The 15,074-nt window shown below is 72.3% G+C and carries 13 protein-coding genes and 1 pseudogene; 4 read left to right on the forward strand and 10 right to left on the reverse strand.

What is annotated here, in order from left to right; genetic code table 11:
- Nucleotides 1-87 precede the first annotated feature (87 nt).
- From ACIHFB_RS16435 to wecB, 3 genes are read right to left on the reverse strand one after another with little or no spacing between them, the layout of a single operon-like run.
- Nucleotides 88-1,896, reverse strand: a complete 1,809-nt coding sequence (locus ACIHFB_RS16435) for a hypothetical protein (protein ID WP_365286603.1) — start codon at nt 1,894-1,896, stop codon at nt 88-90.
- Complete coding sequence (locus ACIHFB_RS16440; RefSeq protein ID WP_365286601.1) at nt 1,896-2,525, reverse strand: methyltransferase domain-containing protein; 630 nt, start codon at nt 2,523-2,525, stop codon at nt 1,896-1,898. The genes ACIHFB_RS16435 and ACIHFB_RS16440 overlap by 1 nt, the downstream gene beginning before the upstream one ends.
- A complete protein-coding gene (wecB, locus tag ACIHFB_RS16445) occupies nt 2,518-3,606 on the reverse strand; it encodes a non-hydrolyzing UDP-N-acetylglucosamine 2-epimerase (protein WP_365286599.1) in 1,089 nt (362 codons plus the stop codon). Before wecB ends, ACIHFB_RS16440 begins: the two co-directional genes overlap by 8 nt.
- A 38-nt stretch (nt 3,607-3,644) precedes the next feature.
- Here wecB and ACIHFB_RS16450 point away from each other — a divergent pair, with 38 nt between their 5' ends.
- The 3 genes from ACIHFB_RS16450 (at nt 3,645) to ACIHFB_RS16460 (ending at nt 7,728) form a co-directional block, all read left to right on the forward strand.
- Entirely contained in the window at nt 3,645-5,096 is a 1,452-nt protein-coding gene (locus tag ACIHFB_RS16450) for a glycosyltransferase (protein ID WP_400127102.1), read from the forward strand.
- A 34-nt stretch (nt 5,097-5,130) separates the two neighbouring features.
- The gene (locus ACIHFB_RS16455) at nt 5,131-6,450 is read left to right on the forward strand and encodes a nucleotide sugar dehydrogenase (protein ID WP_400127103.1); all 1,320 of its coding nucleotides are present in this window, start codon (nt 5,131-5,133) and stop codon (nt 6,448-6,450) included.
- 63 nt (nt 6,451-6,513) lie between these two features.
- Complete coding sequence (locus tag ACIHFB_RS16460) at nt 6,514-7,728, forward strand: glycosyltransferase (protein ID WP_400127104.1); 1,215 nt, start codon at nt 6,514-6,516, stop codon at nt 7,726-7,728.
- On the opposite strand, the pseudogene ACIHFB_RS16465 reads toward ACIHFB_RS16460, so the two are convergent.
- Both ACIHFB_RS16465 and ACIHFB_RS16470 read right to left on the reverse strand, forming a co-directional pair.
- A pseudogene (locus ACIHFB_RS16465) lies at nt 7,727-7,789 on the reverse strand (extradiol dioxygenase); the annotation flags it as partial. The gene ACIHFB_RS16460 and the pseudogene ACIHFB_RS16465 overlap by 2 nt on opposite strands.
- 105 nt (nt 7,790-7,894) lie before the next feature.
- A complete protein-coding gene (locus ACIHFB_RS16470) occupies nt 7,895-8,335 on the reverse strand; it encodes a PPOX class F420-dependent oxidoreductase (RefSeq protein ID WP_400127106.1) in 441 nt (146 codons plus the stop codon).
- 496 nt (nt 8,336-8,831) lie between these two features.
- Between ACIHFB_RS16470 and ACIHFB_RS16475 the strand changes: the two genes are divergently transcribed.
- Nucleotides 8,832-10,058, forward strand: a complete 1,227-nt coding sequence (locus ACIHFB_RS16475; protein ID WP_365286585.1) for a serine hydrolase domain-containing protein — start codon at nt 8,832-8,834, stop codon at nt 10,056-10,058.
- On the opposite strand, the gene ACIHFB_RS16480 is transcribed toward ACIHFB_RS16475, so the two are convergent.
- The 5 genes from ACIHFB_RS16480 to ribA are packed head-to-tail and all read right to left on the reverse strand — an operon-like array spanning nt 10,059 to nt 15,040.
- Nucleotides 10,059-11,189 (reverse strand): saccharopine dehydrogenase family protein, encoded by a 1,131-nt coding sequence (locus ACIHFB_RS16480; RefSeq protein WP_365286583.1) that lies wholly within the window; start codon nt 11,187-11,189, stop codon nt 10,059-10,061.
- Complete coding sequence (locus ACIHFB_RS16485; RefSeq protein ID WP_365286581.1) at nt 11,182-12,237, reverse strand: saccharopine dehydrogenase; 1,056 nt, start codon at nt 12,235-12,237, stop codon at nt 11,182-11,184. Before ACIHFB_RS16485 ends, ACIHFB_RS16480 begins: the two co-directional genes overlap by 8 nt.
- The gene (locus ACIHFB_RS16490) at nt 12,234-13,379 is read right to left on the reverse strand and encodes an FAD-binding oxidoreductase (RefSeq protein ID WP_365286579.1); all 1,146 of its coding nucleotides are present in this window, start codon (nt 13,377-13,379) and stop codon (nt 12,234-12,236) included. Before ACIHFB_RS16490 ends, ACIHFB_RS16485 begins: the two co-directional genes overlap by 4 nt.
- Nucleotides 13,376-14,347 carry an ornithine cyclodeaminase family protein gene (locus ACIHFB_RS16495; protein ID WP_365286577.1) on the reverse strand — a complete coding sequence of 324 codons (972 nt, stop codon included), beginning with the start codon at nt 14,345-14,347 and terminating at the stop codon, nt 13,376-13,378. The genes ACIHFB_RS16490 and ACIHFB_RS16495 overlap by 4 nt, the downstream gene beginning before the upstream one ends.
- 33 nt (nt 14,348-14,380) lie before the next feature.
- Entirely contained in the window at nt 14,381-15,040 is a 660-nt protein-coding gene (gene ribA, locus ACIHFB_RS16500) for a GTP cyclohydrolase II (protein ID WP_365286574.1), read from the reverse strand.
- Nucleotides 15,041-15,074 lie beyond the last annotated feature (34 nt).

Here is a 15,074-nt window from a genome sequence, read left to right on the forward strand (position 1 = left end):
GCCGCAAAGTCGACACAAAAACGCAGTCAGCGGCAGGTGAGTCGAGGCCCACGTCATCGCCATGGACGAGCGCCCGGAGGGTGCGGGTCATGACGGCTCCTTCCCACGCACGGCGAACAGTCGGTGCCCCGCACGCGACCAGGAGTCCGGCGGGGTGCCGGCCGTCAGCAGCGACCGCCGTACGAGCAGCGGACGCAGGGTCGGTACGAAGACGTAGTCGTCGGCGGCGGGTGTGTGGCCCACCGCGTCGGCGCCCGAGTACTCCTGGGCGCAGAGCAGGTCGAGCAGCAGGGTGTCCGGGCGGTCCTCGGTCAGATCCGTCCAGTCGGCGACCCAGGGCGCGGTGGGCGGGCCGGCGTGCACGGCGACCGAGGCGGCGGCGAGTTCGTCGAGGGCGAGTCCCGCGGGGTCGGCGACGACCACCTCGGCCGGCCGATGGAGCTGACCGAGCGTCTGGGCGACGAGCCGGGCGACGTCCGTGGCGTCCCGGGGGGCGGCCAGCACGGCGACCCGGCGTGCGTCCAGTGGGTCGGGGGCGCCCGCCGACCGGGCGAGCCGGGCCAGTCGTACCCGGGTGCTGTCCTGCTGGAAGGCGTCCCGGAGCCGGTCGCGGCCGTCGGTGACCGGGTCCAGGCGGGAGAGCCGTACGCCGGTGTCCGCGTCGAGGACGGCGTCCCAGGGGAGGTGACCCAGACCGGGGGCGGCCGCCGCAGGACCGTCCCGCCACAGGACCGCCGTACGACCGAACGCCCTTGCCTGGCCGACCAGTTCGGACAGCCGGCGGTCCAGGTCGGGGGCGAGTCCGGTGCCCGTGAGCGACCAGGGTCCGTCCTGCGCCGTGCACGCGCTCAGCTGGACGACGAAGACGTCCGGGTCGGTGCGTTCGACCAGCAGGCGCCCGTCGTGCGGCAGTACCCGGCTCACCACGGCGTCCGCCGCGAAGTCCTCGGCGGTGCGGTCGGTCAGCACGCCGGTGATCACCAGCCGGTCGCGGGGCGCCACGGACAGGGCGCGGTAGGAGAGGTAGTGACGGTCGTCGACCTGCTCCTCCGGTGCCGGGGCAAGGTTCGCGCCCTGCGGCGCCCGTCCCTTGGTCTTCCGATGCCGCCACAGCCCGTACAGCTCCCCCGGCAGTCGCGCCGCCCCCTTCTTCGGTGAACGGGCCGCCGATACGAGGGCCTTGCCCACCCGCAGGGAGGTGGAGCCCTCCAGCATGGCCACGCGTGCCTCCAGCACGCCGACCCGGTCCCGGGCACCGCGCAGGGCGGACGCCAGCTGGTCCTTCTCCCGTACGGCGGCGGCCAGTCGCTCGGCGAGTCCGTCCCCGCGGGCGGTCTCCAGGACGCGTGCGGTCTCCTCGGCCGTGCGCTCCAGGTCGAGCAGTCGGGCGCGCTGGGAGCGGGAGACGAAGTCGGCGAGGACGTACTCGTCGGCGATGCGCAGGGCCGTGGCGAAGCCGTCGGCGGGTACGGGCCGGCCGAACCAGTCGTGGGGCGGCAGGAGTTCCTCGGTGCACGCGAACACCGCGCCCGCGTGCAGGTGCGCGTATTCGAGCGGGGTGGCGCGCAGCACCTGGCAGCGGTGGGCCACCAGAGCGTCGAGGAGGCGGTGGTGGGGAAGTTCGGGCCCGGGGTGGCCGAAGACGATCAGACCGCGTCCGCCGGGCCGCATCCGTTCCAGTACGGCGAGACAGTTCGCCTCGTCTCCGTGCAGCGTGGGATCGGGGCCGTAGGAGAGGAGCACCAACTCCCCCTCGCCTACGGGCTGTTCGTGACGGCGTAGGGCGACACCCGGCGGAAGGTGCAGATAGGGCTCCAGCCGCAGTCCGCCGCCCGTCGCGTCGACGACGGAGGTGATGCCGTCCAGATGCGGGTGGAGCAGATCGGTCAGGCGCATCAGCGGATCCTCGTGAAGACATGGAAGCCGACCCGGTTCTCGCGGAAGCCGTAGGGCCGGAAGAGGGTGTGGCTCAGGCCGAGGGGTTCGAGCTCCCGGCGGTAGGCGGCCGTCGGGCGGTGCAGGATGTAGTCGCCGCGCGGGCTCGGCTCGTGGGTGTCCTCGTCGGTGACGATCAGCCGGCCGGTGATCCGCACGAGGGAGGCGAGGTTGCGCAGACCGGCCGCCCACTCCGCGTCGTCCAGGACGTGGAAGAGGACGTCCACGCAGAGCACCACGTCGTAGAGCCAGGGGCTGCGCCATTCGTCGAGCGCCGCGAGGGCGTAGCGGGGGCCGCCGCCCTCGGCCTCCGCTTGGGTGATGGCCTCGGCGCTGGTGTCGAAGGCGTCCACGCGATGACCGCAGCGCACGAGGGCGCGGGCGAAGTGCCCTTTGCCGCAGCCCGCGTCGAGCACGGCCAGGGGGGCCGCCGGGCTGGACAGGTCGCCGATCAGGGTGAGCAGCTCGCCAAGCCGCTGCGCGTAGAAGATCTCGTTGCCGGGCCGGTCGAGGCCGATGTGGCCGCCGGAGGCGAGGTCGTCGCGTTCGCGGTGCCGGGTGTCCCAGTAGGTCCGGGTGGCGTCAGCCATGGCGCTCCAGCCACTCGGTGAGCACCCGGGCGATGCGCGAGCCCGCCTTCCCGTCCCACAGCGGCGGCCCTTCGGCGGACGGCGGCGCGGTTCCGTCCAGGACCTTGCGCAGGGCGGGCACCAGTTCGCCGTGCCGGACCAGGCGGTTGGTGCCGTGGGTGACGGTGACGGGGCGTTCGGTGGTGGTCCGCAGGGTCAGACACGGGACGCCCAGCACGGTGGTCTCCTCCTGGACGCCGCCCGAGTCGGTGATCACGGCGGCGGCTCCGCGGACCAGGCCCATGAACTCGACGTAGCCGAGGGGTTCGAGCAGGTGGATGCCCGGCGCGTCCGCGAGGCCCGCCGCCCGCAGCGCGGCCCGTCCGCGCGGATGCAGGGGCACCGCGAGGTCCAGATGGGCCGCCGCCTCGGTGAGCGCGCGGGCGGCGGCCGCGGCCGCCTCGGGGTCGTCGACGTTGGCCGGCCGGTGCAGGGTGACCACGCCGTAGCGCTCGGGCAGTCCGTGGGCGGAGCGGGCGGCGGACGGGTCGAAGTGGTCCAGATGGGTGAGCAGAGTGTCGATCATCGGGTTGCCGACGAAGTGCACACGGCCGGGGTCGACGCCCTCCCGGGCGAGATGGCCGACGGCTTCGGGACTGGTCGCGAACAGCAGCTCGGCCAACTGGTCGACCAGGCGCCGGTTGACCTCCTCCGGCATCGACATGTCGAAGCTGCGCAGGCCCGCCTCGACGTGGGCCACCGGGATCCCCAGCTTGGCCGCGACGAGGGCGGCGGCCAGCGTGGAGTTCACGTCGCCGTACACGGTGACGAGGGCCGGTTCGCGGGCGATCAGCTCGCCCTCCAGCGCGACCAGGAGGTCGGCGGTCTGCCGGGCGTGGCTGCCGGAGCCGACGCCGAGATCGGTGTCCGGGGCGGGCAGGCCGAGCTCCCGGAAGAAGATGTGCGACATCCGTTCGTCGTAATGCTGACCCGTGTGCACCAGGACCTGGTCGTGTCCGGCCGCACGCAGTGCGGAGACGACCGGTGCGGCCTTCACGAAGTTCGGCCTGGTCCCTACGACATGGAGTATGCGGCCGTTCATGCCGTACGTTCTCCGCTCTGCCGTCCTACCTTGGCGACATGTATCGATATGTCCCCCGTGCACTCAGCTTGGCCGCATCCGTGGCCTGGGGCGAGTTGCGGCATGATCCCGTCCGGGCCGCGCTGCTCGGCGTGCGCCTGCTGCCGGGACGGGTGCGGCGCGGGCTCGGGCCGGTCGAGGGGCGGCTCGCCGCGCGCGCCCGTACGGCCGGGCCGACCGCGACCCCGTCCGCCGCACGGGTACGGGCACCGGCCGGGCGGGTGATCCGGCCCGTTCCCGGCCGGGTGCTGCACCTGGTCACCAACGGGGTGCCGTTCAAGCACGCCGGCTACACGGTGCGCACGCAGGCGCTGGCCGTGGCCCAGCGGGCGGGCGGGCTCGATGCGCATGTGGTGACGCGCATCGGTTTTCCGGTGGCGCAGGGCGTCCTGGACGCGCGCCCGCTCCAGATCGTGGGCGGGGTGCCGCAGCACCGGCTGCTGCCGCTGCGGCTGCCGTACGGCCAGGGCGCGGTGCTGGCGCGCAACGCCGAGTTGGCCGGGCGACTGGTGGAGCGGCTGCGGCCGGCCGTGCTGCACGCGGCGAGCGACCACGGCAACGGCCGGGTGGCCCTGGCCCTGCGCGAGACCTACGGGCTGCCGGTGGTGTACGAGGTGCGGGGCTTCCTGGAGGAGACCTGGCTGGCCCGGGCGCCGGGCCGGAGTCCGGACGACGAGACGTATCGCGCGCGGCGCGCCCTGGAGACGCACTGCATGCGCGAGGCCGATCTGGTGCTGACGCTGGGCGTGGCGATGAAGGCCGAGATCGTGGCCCGCGGGGTGCCCGAGGAGCGGGTTCTGATCGTGCCCAACGCGGTGGACGAGGCGTTCCTGGCCCCGCCGCCGGGCGGAACGGAGCTGCGGGCCCGACTCGGCATCGGCGCGGACGAGTTTGTGGTCGGCACCGTCAGCAGCATTACTCCATACGAGGGAATCGACACACTGCTCCTCGCGGGGGCCGAGCTGAGGCGGCGCGGCGTCCCGCTGCGGCTGCTGATCGTGGGCGAGGGACCCGAGCGGCGGACGCTCGAGGCGATGGCCCGCCGACTGGGCCTGGGGGACGGCGTCGCCCTGTTCACCGGCCGGGTGCCGCACGACCAAGTGCGGGCCTATCACGCGGTGTTGGACGTGTTCGCGGTGCCGCGCACCGACGACCGGGTCTGCCGGCTGGTCACGCCGCTCAAGCCGGTCGAGGCGATGGCGAGCGGTGTCCCGGTGGCCGCCAGCGATCTCGCCGCGCTGCGGGAACTGGTGAAACCCCAGGTGAACGGAGAATTGATCCCAGCTGAATCGCCACATTCCTGGGCGGAAGCTCTCGAACTATTGCTTTACAGTCAAAAACGGCGGCATGAGTGGGGGGCATCCGCTCGCGCGCTGGTAGCGCGTGACCGCACATGGAAGAGGGTCGCTGCCACGACCCGCGAGGCGTATCGCGCTCTTGGATGCGTCTGAGACACGGTGTCCGCATCGAGGGCGGAGAATCCCTATGCAGGACGAACAGGCCGAACCGCTCGGGGAATTGAGCGAATCGCTCGGGGAAGAACAGGCCGACGGCCTCGAACTGGCCGTCATCGGACTCGGCTACGTCGGACTGCCGCTAGCGCGGGAGGCGTCGGCGGTCGGCCTCAGAGTCGCGGGGCTCGACCTCGACCCACGGGTCGTCGAGGGCCTGAACGCCGGGCACTCCCATGTCGACGACGTGTCCGACGACGACGTCCGCAGCATGCGGGCCGCCGGATTCACGGCGTACACCGACGACGCCTGTCTGGCCCGTGCGCAGACGATCGTCATCTGCGTACCCACCCCGCTCAGCGCGGACGGCGGCCCGGATCTGAGCGCGGTGACCTCCGCGGTGCGGGCGGTGGCGGACCGGCTGCGCCGCGGACAACTGGTCGTCCTGGAGTCGACCACCTATCCGGGCACCACCGAAGAGGTCGTACGGCCGCTGCTGGAGGAGTCGGGGCTGCGCGCGGGCCAGGACTTCGCGCTGGCGTTCTCACCCGAGCGCATCGACCCCGGCAACACCACGCACGGACTGCGCGAGATACCGAAGGTGGTCGGCGGCTGCACCCCCGCATGTGCGGCGCGCGCGGCCGCCTTCTACGGCAAGATCGTCGACACGGTCGTCCAGGCGAAGGGCACCCGCGAGGCCGAGATGGCCAAGCTGCTGGAGAACACCTACCGGCACGTCAACATCGCCCTCGTCAACGAACTCACCATCCTCTGCCGCGAGTTGCACGTCGACGTCTGGGACGCGATCCGCTGCGCGGGCACCAAACCGTTCGGCTTCCAGGCCTTCCGGCCGAGCGCCGGGGTGGGCGGACACTGCATCCCCATCGACCCCAACTACCTGTCGTACAAGGTGCGTTCGATCGGCTACGAGTTCCGGTTCGTGGAACTCGCCCGGGAGATCAACGCACATATGCCGGAGTACGTCGTCCGGCGCGCCCAGGATCTGCTCAACCACGAGGGCCGCGCACTGCACGGCACCCGCGTCCTGCTGCTGGGTGTCACCTACAAGCCGGACGTCGCCGACCAGCGCGAGGCGCCGGCGGTGCCGGTGGCCCGGCTGCTGCGGGAACGGGAGGCCGAGATCGCCTTCCACGACCCGTTCGTGCCCGCGTGGTCCGTGGACGGGGTGGCCGTGCCGCGTGTCGTCGACCTGATGGCCGGGGTGCGCGCGCACGACCTGACGATCCTGCTCCAGGACCACTCCGCGTACGACCTCCCGGCCCTCGCCGACGAGGCCCGGCTGCTGTTCGACACCCGGGGGCGGATCTTCCGGCCCGGCGTCGAGGTGCTGTAGGCAACTCCCCTTCTCCCGCGCGCGGTTCGAAGGCTCCTGGGCGCGGAGTCGAAAGGTGCTCAGATGCGGATACTCGTCGTCACCGTCGTCCACCACCCCGAGGACGCGCGCATCCTGCACCGGGAGATCGCCGCGCTGCGGGACCGGGGCCACCGGATCGTGTACGCGGCACCGTTCACGGCACGCGAGGTGCCGCCGCGCCCGGACCTCGAAGGCGTGGACCTGCCCCGCGCCGCCGGCCGCAGGCGCCGTGCGGCCGTGTCGGCGGCCCGCGCCCTGCTGGTGGAGCGGGGGCACGAGGCGGACGTGATACTGCTGCACGACCCGGAACTGCTGCTGGCCCTGCCCGGCACCCTGCGCCGCTGGCGGCGGTCCGGGACCGCGCCGGTGGTGGTGTGGGACGTACACGAGGACACCGTGGCGGCGCTGACCATGAAACGCTGGCTGCCGCGGGCGCTGCGACCGCCGCTGCGGCTGGGCGTACGGGCGGCGGAGCGGCTGGCGGAACGTCATCTGCGCCTCCTGCTCGCCGAGGACGCCTACCAGGAACGCTTTCGCCGCACGCACCCGGTGGTGCCGAACCACCCGGCCGCACCGCCGCACCCGCCCGAACCACCCGGTACCGAACGCGTCGTCTACGTCGGCCATCTGTCCCGGGCCCGCGGCGCGCTCGACCTCATAGAGACGGCGCGGCTCCTCCCGGCCGACCTGCACCTCGACGTGGTGGGGGCGGCGGACGCCGACGTACGGGACGCTCTCGACGCGGCCCACCGGGACGGCTTCCTGCACTGGCACGGCTTCCTGCCCAACGACCGCGCACTCGCCCTGCTCCCCGGGGCCCTGGCCGGCCTCTCCCTCCTCCACGACCAGCCCAACTACCGCCATTCGCGCCCCACCAAGGTCGTCGAGTACATGGCGCACGGCGTCCCCGTGGTCACCACGCCCACGCCGCTGGCCGCCGAACTGGTCGAGCGGCACGGCTGCGGTCTCGTCGTCCCGTACGGACATCCGCTCGCGGCCGCGCAGGCCATACGGCGGCTCGGCGCGGACGCGGAACTGCGCGTGGCCTCGGCCAGGCGCGGCCACGCGGCGGCCCTCGCCGACTTCAACTGGCCCGACAAAGCAGCCGAGTTCGCCGGGTGGCTGGAGACGTGGGCGCAGGAGGCGGCCGGTGCTGGGCGCGCGGGTGGCGCGGCTCGTACAGGGAGATCTCGCCCCCGCCCGGCAGCCGGAAGCCCGTCACCCGGCCCCAGGGCGCGTCCTGGACGGGTCGGCTGAACTCCACGCCCCGCTCGGTCAGATCGGCGGTCGTGGCGTCGAGGTCGTCGCACATCAGCATGAGTTCGTGCACCGCCTCGCCCTCCGTCACGGCGTCGCGCGAATAAATCACCACATGTGCCCCATTGATCACGCCGCGCAGGCCAGCCCCGGAAGGGGCCGCCCGCTAGGACCGCCGGGGAATGCCGTAGGCCCGCTCCACCCGAAGGCGCAGCACCAGGCGACCGTCGCGGACCATCGCGGCCCGGTAGTCGTCCCAGTCCGGATGCTCGCCCCTGACGTCACGGTAGAGGCGGATCAGCTCCTCGACCGTCCCGTCGTACGGGTCCTTCGCGACGGGCGCGAGGTCGGCCGTGCCCTCGGCGACGGTGTAGGCCCAGCCGTCGGACGTGGTCACGTGGTACGAGGCGCGGGGGTCCCGGCGCAGATTGCGGGTCTTGGCGCGGTCGTCCGTGACCGAGACCCGGATGATCCGCTCGTCCGGGTAGTAGGCGTGGTTGACGTTGGACAACTGGGGCCGCCCATCGCCCTTGATGGTGACCAGCACCCCGGCCTTGGTCTCGGAGAGCAGCGCCAGCAGTGCGTCCTGAGACGAGTCGTGAGTCATGTCGGGGACAACCGGAGCGAGGGCCCGCCGCATTCCTCCATGGACGATTCCGAGGCGGGCCTGCGGCATGTACGAGCTGATGTTCCGCCACGAACACCGAGAACTTCGAGCCGCTGCTCCGAGCGGCCCCGGACGCCCATCTCGGCAACGCCAGGTGAACCGCCGGATGGCACCGTCCTGACCGTCGCACAGCCCCCGCCGGTTCGTTGTACGAAGCGGGCCGTGTCCTACCCAAGGGGCGCGGGGAACTGCGCGACCAGCCACAGGGGACCCGCACCCGCATAGTTCCTCGGCCCGACCCTCGCGTGCTGCGATGAACGTCGGGCCGGGCCGGGGCGGTGGTGGGGCTCGCGTTGTCTGTGCGTTGCGCCACGTCGGGTGTGAATCGTGCCCGACGGGGCGGCCGGATACGCATTCCTACGCGACCATGAGGTCTGAGGGCGTTCCGGCGGGGTATGTCGGACCGCACCTCGAGAGACGCTACGGAGGGCACGGAATGGCACTGCTGCGACAAGAGGTCGAACCGGACGAGGTGGGACTGGACGGGAAGGCGCTGGACCGGCTCGACCAGTACTTCGCCCACTACGTCGACGAGGGACGACTTCCCGGCTACCTGGTGGCCGTCGCGCGCGGCGGACGTGTCGCCCATCTGACGACGCACGGCCGGCGCGACGTCGCGGCCGGACTGCCCGTCGAGGCGGACACGCTGTGGCGGATCTACTCGATGACCAAGCCGGTCACCGCGGTCGCCGTGCTGCTGCTGATGGAGGAGGGCAAGCTGTCGCTCGACGACCCGGTCGCCGCGCACCTGCCGGCCTTCGCCGACGCCCGGGTGTACGACAGCGGCTCCGGCGCCGATCTGAGGACCCGCCCGGCCGCCGGCCCGATGCTGATCCGGCATCTGCTCACCCACACCTCCGGCCTCACCTTCGCCTTCTACCACTCCCACCCCGTCGACGCCCTCTACCGCGAGGCCAACCTGGAGTCGTCGGTGCCGCCGGGCGCCAACCTGGCCGAGACGATCGACGTGTACGCGAGTCTGCCGCTCCAGTTCGAGCCGGGCACGCAGTGGAACTACTCGGTGGGGTCGAACGTCCTGGGCCGGGTCATCGAGGTCGCGTCCGGGCAGTCGCTCGACGAGTTCTACAGGGAGCGCATCTTCGGACCGCTCGGGATGACCGACGCCGGATTCCAGGTCTCCGCCGAACAGGCGGGCAGGCTGTCCGAGTTGTACGGCGAGACCGAGGGCGGCACCATCGAGCGGATCCCCGGGCTGCCGCTGCACGGCAGACCGAGGTTCCTGTCCGGCAGCGGCGGCATGGTGGCCGGCTCGTACGACATGCACCGCTTCATGGAGTTGCTGCGGCGCCGCGGCGAACTCGACGGCGTCCGCCTGCTCGCCCCCGAGACCGTGGACCTGATGACCGCCAACCAGCTCCCCGGCGGCGCCGATCTGCGCTCCTTCGGCAGCCGCCCGCACGACGAGCCGGGCAACACGGGCGTCGGCTTCGGCTTCAGTGTCTCCGTGGTGATCGACCCGGCCCGCACCCTGGCGCCCTCCGGGCTGGGCACGTACGGCTGGACCGGGGCCGCGACGACGACGTTCTGGGTCGACCCGAGCCGCGATCTGACCGTGCAGTTCATGACGCAGGTACGGCCCCGTACCTCGCACACGATGTTCCCCGACCTCAAGAGGCACGTGCACGAAGCCGTCACGGACTGATCAGCGCAGCGTGAACTCGACACCCTCGCGGCCGAGTTCGCCCAGCCACTCCTGCGACCGGGCCGCGGTCTCGGCGGCGCGGTTCAGGCCCGGCGGCAGCGAGCCGTCCAGGATGTGCCGGACGCCGAGCGCGAGGGTGCGGGAGACACAGCGGGCCATCGCGCTCTCCGCAGCGTCGCCGGTCAGGTCGAGGAGGTAGCCGCCCGACCACTGGTTCACCGTGAGCGACACCGCCAGAACCACCCGGTCCCGGTCGGCCTCCGTGGTCGGGTAGGCGGCCGCCAACTCCTGTGCCAGCGCCGCGATCCGCGCGTCGTCACCCGCCTTCAACTCCTCGAAGACGCCGTCCCAGGCCCGCAGCCAGCCCTCCAGACGCAGCGTGCCGCGAACGAAGGTCCGCGCTTTCCAGGCGGGCGGCAGTCCATACTGCTCGACGAAGGGCATGCTGTCGCGGTTGGGGTAGACCTCGAAGGTCTCGCCGTCGACGACATGCTCCCGGGTCGCCTCCCAGGGACGGTCGGCGACCGTCTCCGCACCGTCCTCGATGTAACGGGCGGGCGAGCGCAGGGCGCCCAGCACACCCGCAGGGGCCCAGCTGAAGCGGTACTTGAAATCGTTCGGGACCGCGGGGACACCGCCGCAGTACGAGGTGAGGCTGTACGACGCCGCCGTCTCGTCGCCGATCTCCTCCCGGGCCCGGGCGACCAGGCTGTGCGCGAAGAGATGGTCGATGCCGGGGTCGAGACCGGCCTCGGTGAGAACGACGGTCCCGGCCGACCCGGCCGCGGGCACCAGCTCCAGGACCGCGTCCGACACATAGCTGGAGCAGGCGAAATGCGCTCTCCCCCGCACACAGGCCGCCAGGATCCCGGCGTGTTCGGGCGCGGGCAGCATCGATACGACGACATCACCGGGCGCCAGCTCGGCGGTGAGCGCGTCGAGCGTGTACGCACGGGGCTCGGCGCGACCGGTGAGACCCCGCTCGTCGAGGGCCCGGGCGGCGCGCTTCTCGGTGCGGTGCCACAGCCGTACCCGCTCGGCGGTGTCGCACAGCACGGCCAGGCCGCCGCCCGTGGACAGACCGGCGCCGATCCAGTGGACGGTGCCGCTCGCCCGCACGACATCACGCATGGCGGAACTCCCCTTCTGAGATGCCGAGTTCACGGCAGGCCTGGTGGAACCTGTCCAGACAGCGCCCCCACGGCCCGCCGGTCTCGAACCCCAGCAGCTGGGGCAGCAGGGACGCCGAGAAGTCGGTGCTGGACTCCCGGGGCAGCAGGGACGGCAGGTTGTCGATGGCGATGAGGTCCAGCGGGGGTTCCTTGCGCAGACGGCGGACCGGGTCCGTCCAGTCGGTGACCCGGTCGTAGACCGGCAGCACGTTCAGGGGCGAGCCGACGTCGCAGGTGACGTCGCACAGGGTGCGCAGACGGCGGGCCGGGTCGTCGAGGTCCTCCTCCCTGACGAAGGGCGGGATGGGGGTGGTGGCGAGTACGGCGTTGACCAGCACGTCGTGGTCGAGGAGGGCCCGGCGGTCCAGGTCGCGGGTCTCGGCGAGGTCCCAGCAGGTCGGATCCACCCCGGCCACGTGCAGGGCCACCCGCGCGCCGCGCCCGCTGCGGCCGAGGGCTCCGATCACCAGCGCGGTGAACTCCTCCCCGGACGCCTGGAGCGCGTCGTCCAGCTCCTCCTTCGACGTGGGCCGCAGCGGCGCCCGGAGCCGGCCCCGGTGCCGGAGCACCGCCAGGGCCGCGCCCAGATAGCCCGCCCAGAATCCGAAGGCGGCGAGCCGGCGGCCGTCGTCGTCCACCAGGTACTCCAGGTCGAGGAGCGCCCCCGAGCCGGCGGCGAACCTCCGCAGCAGGTCCGCCGCGCCGGGCTGCCGCTTGTAGGCGTGACCGAAGAAGATGTGCCGGTGCGTCAACGTGCCCGGCTCGTCGGGGAGTTCCTTCAGCCCGAGGACGACGGCGTCCCCGGGCGCCGACACCCATGAGCCCGCCGCCGCGACCCGGCAGCCGACCGCCTCGTACTCCTCGATCGGGAAGATCCGCTGCGGCGACTCCTCGACGGTCAGCACCGCTCCGCTGTCGACGAGGCGCCGTGCGTCGGACGGCACGACCGGTGTACGGCGCTCGGTGGAGCGGACCTCGTGGCGCAGCCACAGGTGGAGCTCGGTCATACGAGATTGGCCTCCGGACGCGGGGCATCGGCCGCGAACCGGCCGGCGCTGAGCGGGCTGACGTCCACGAAGGGTACGCGGCCGAGGTACAGGTCGCGGACGACCTCGCCGACGGCGGGCCCCTGGAGGAAGCCATGGCCGGAGAAGCCGGTCGCATAGAGGAAACGGGAGGGTGAAGTCGCCTCGCCGATCAGGGCGTTGTGGTCGGGGGTGTTCTCGTACAGGCCCGCCCAGCCGCCGGTGCGGCGCAGGTCGGTCAGGGCTGGGGCGCGGCGCTGCATGGCCTCGTACAGCCGGGGGATCCAGCGGTCGTGGGGGTCGGAGGCGAAGCCGGGGCGCTCTTCGGGGTCGGACATGCCGAGGAGGAGGCCGGGGCCCTCGGTGTGGAAGTAGAGGCTGGTGGTGAAGTCGATGGTCATCGGCAGGTCGGGCGGGAGCCCCCGGACCGGTTCGGTGACGGCGATCTGGCGGCGTAACGGCTCGACCGGCAGATCCACGCCCGCCATGGCGCCGACGGCCCGTGACCAGGCGCCGGCCGCGCAGATCACGGTGTCGGTGGTGATCCGGCCCAGGGTCGTCAGCACGGCGGTGATGGTGTCGCCGTCCCGTTCGATGCCGGTGACGTCGGTGTGCCGCAGGACGCGCGCGCCGTACTCGCGGGCGGCGGCCGCGTAGCCGTGCACCACGGCTTCCGGGGTGCAGTGGCCGTCGTCCGGCGAGAACGCGGCCGCCAGCAATCCGTCCGTGCTGATGAGCGGGGACAGCCTCTGCGCCTGAGCCGGGTCGATCATGCGGCTGGGCACGCCGAGGGAGTTCTGCAGCCGGACGCCCGCCTCGAAGCCCGCGACCTCCTCGGGCGTGGACAGCAGGAAGAGATAGCCGACCCGGTGCAGCCCGATGTCGTGGCCGATCTCGTCCTGGAAGCGGCCGAAGGCCTCCAGGCTGCGCGCGCCGAGCTGGATGTTGAGCTCGTCGGAGAACTGCGCCCGGACTCCGCCCGCGGCCTTCGAGGTGGATCCGGCGGCGAGTTCGTCCCGTTCGACCAGGACGACGTCCCGTACGCCGGCGCGGGCGAGGTGGTAGGCGATGCTCGTGCCCATCACCCCGCCGCCGATGACGACGACCCGAGCCTGAAGCTTCACGCTGGTGCCTCCTTGGCGGCGTGGATCACGGCCCAGGCCGCCGCGGCGTCCTGGATGCCGAGTCCGACGCTGTTGTAGTGGACGATGTCGCCGGGTGCGGTCCGTGCGGTGCGCCGGCCGGTGACGACGGCGCCGAGCGGGACCAGGTCGTCCGTGGTGAGCAGACCTTCCCGCAGGGCGTCCACGACCGGTCCCGCATGTTCCGCCGCGGTCGCCACGTCGTCGACGACGACGGCCGCCGACCGCCGTAGGACGTCGGCGTCGACCTCCCGACGGGTCGGCTCGAACGACCCGACGCTCACCACCGTGCAGCCGGGCGCGAGCCACTGTCCGCGGACGACCGGAGTGGCGCTGAGCGTGCAGGCGGCGACCAGCGACGCTCCGGTCACGGCCTCCTCGGCGGTGCCGACCGGCTCGGTGGCGACGCCCAGTTCGGCGCCCAGGGCCGCGGCGGCGCGGGCGCGGTTCTCCGGGGTCGGACTCCACACTCGTACGGACTTCAGGTCCCGCACCCGGGAGATGGCCCGTGCGTGGGCGAGGGCCTGGGTGCCGGAGCCGAGCAGGGCGAGGTCCGCGGCGCCGGGAACGGCCAGGGCGTCGACGGCGACGGCGCTGCCCGCGGCCGTGCGCAGGGTCGTCACCGCGGTGCCGTCCAGGACGGCGGCGAGGCGGCCCGTGTCCGGGTCGAGCGCGGTGATCACGGCATGCACGGTGGGGAGGCCCGCCGCCGCGTTGCCCGGGTTGACGCTGCCGAACTTCGCGACGGCACCGGTGTCGGCGGACAGCCGGGAGACGTACGAGAAGACGACACTGTCGTCGAAGCGGCTCGGATGCATGATCTTCCCGGGCAGGTCGGCGCGGTGCGCGCCGAGGGCGGCGAAGGCCGCGCGCTGCGACGCGATCGCCGTGTCGACGCCGAGCAGGCGCCGCACCTGGTCCCCGGAGAGGAAGAGGACGTCTTCGGTCATTCCCTCTTCCTGTCCGGACCGGAGCCACGGGAATCAGGACCAGTGCGCCACAGCGTCCAGATGGGGCAGGTGATGGTCGAGACGCTCCCGCTTTGTCCGCAGATAGGTGATGTTGTTCTCACACGGCGGGATGAGCAGCGGGACCTGCTCGGCGACCTTGATGCCGTGCTCCAGCAACGCCTCCCGCTTGCGCGGGTTGTTCGACAGCAGGCGGACCGAGCGCACGCCCAGGTCGTCGAGGATCCGGGCGGCGACGCCGTAGTCGCGGGCGTCCACCGGCAGCCCGAGGGCGAGGTTCGCCTCGACCGTGTCCAGGCCCTCCGCCTGCAAGGCCATCGCCCGCAGCTTGCCGAGCAGACCTATGCCGCGGCCCTCGTGCCCGCGCAGGTAGACGACGACACCGCGCCCCTCGGCGACGACGGCGCGCAGCGCGGAGGCGAGCTGATCGCCGCACTCGCAGTGCTGGGAGCCGAAGGCGTCGCCGGTGAGGCATTCGGAATGCAGCCGGGTGAGGACGTCGTCCGTGCCGATGTCACCGTGGACCAGGGCCACTTGCTCATCTCCGCGATCGTGGTCGAGATAGCCGACCGCGCGGAATTCCCCGTACACCGTGGGCAAGGGCGCATTCACGACGCGTTCGACGCCGGTCCGCTGTGGAGACTTCTTGCCGAGTACGCCAATGTTTTCTGTCATGATCTGGTTCCTAAGCAGAGACGAAAGGCCGTGA

Origin of the sequence: Streptomyces sp. NPDC051963 (genome assembly GCF_044593495.1) — a bacterium.
Lineage (GTDB): Bacteria > Actinomycetota > Actinomycetes > Streptomycetales > Streptomycetaceae > Streptomyces.

Excerpts from the sequence above, each read along its gene's own strand:
- wecB (WP_365286599.1), bottom strand. The coding sequence starts at position 3,606 with ATGAACGGCCGCATACTCCATGTCGTAGGGACCAGGCCGAACTTCGTG.
- ACIHFB_RS16495 (WP_365286577.1), bottom strand. The coding sequence starts at position 14,347 with ATGACCGAAGACGTCCTCTTCCTCTCCGGGGACCAGGTGCGGCGCCTG.
- ACIHFB_RS16460 (WP_400127104.1), top strand. The coding sequence starts at position 6,514 with ATGCGGATACTCGTCGTCACCGTCGTCCACCACCCCGAGGACGCGCGC.
- ACIHFB_RS16450 (WP_400127102.1), top strand. The coding sequence starts at position 3,645 with ATGTATCGATATGTCCCCCGTGCACTCAGCTTGGCCGCATCCGTGGCC.
- ACIHFB_RS16440 (WP_365286601.1), bottom strand. The coding sequence starts at position 2,525 with ATGGCTGACGCCACCCGGACCTACTGGGACACCCGGCACCGCGAACGC.
- ACIHFB_RS16470 (WP_400127106.1), bottom strand. The coding sequence starts at position 8,335 with ATGACTCACGACTCGTCTCAGGACGCACTGCTGGCGCTGCTCTCCGAG.
- ACIHFB_RS16455 (WP_400127103.1), top strand. The coding sequence starts at position 5,131 with ATGCAGGACGAACAGGCCGAACCGCTCGGGGAATTGAGCGAATCGCTC.
- ACIHFB_RS16480 (WP_365286583.1), bottom strand. The coding sequence starts at position 11,189 with ATGCGTGATGTCGTGCGGGCGAGCGGCACCGTCCACTGGATCGGCGCC.
- ribA (WP_365286574.1), bottom strand. The coding sequence starts at position 15,040 with ATGACAGAAAACATTGGCGTACTCGGCAAGAAGTCTCCACAGCGGACC.
- ACIHFB_RS16485 (WP_365286581.1), bottom strand. The coding sequence starts at position 12,237 with ATGACCGAGCTCCACCTGTGGCTGCGCCACGAGGTCCGCTCCACCGAG.
- ACIHFB_RS16435 (WP_365286603.1), bottom strand. The coding sequence starts at position 1,896 with ATGCGCCTGACCGATCTGCTCCACCCGCATCTGGACGGCATCACCTCC.
- ACIHFB_RS16475 (WP_365286585.1), top strand. The coding sequence starts at position 8,832 with ATGGCACTGCTGCGACAAGAGGTCGAACCGGACGAGGTGGGACTGGAC.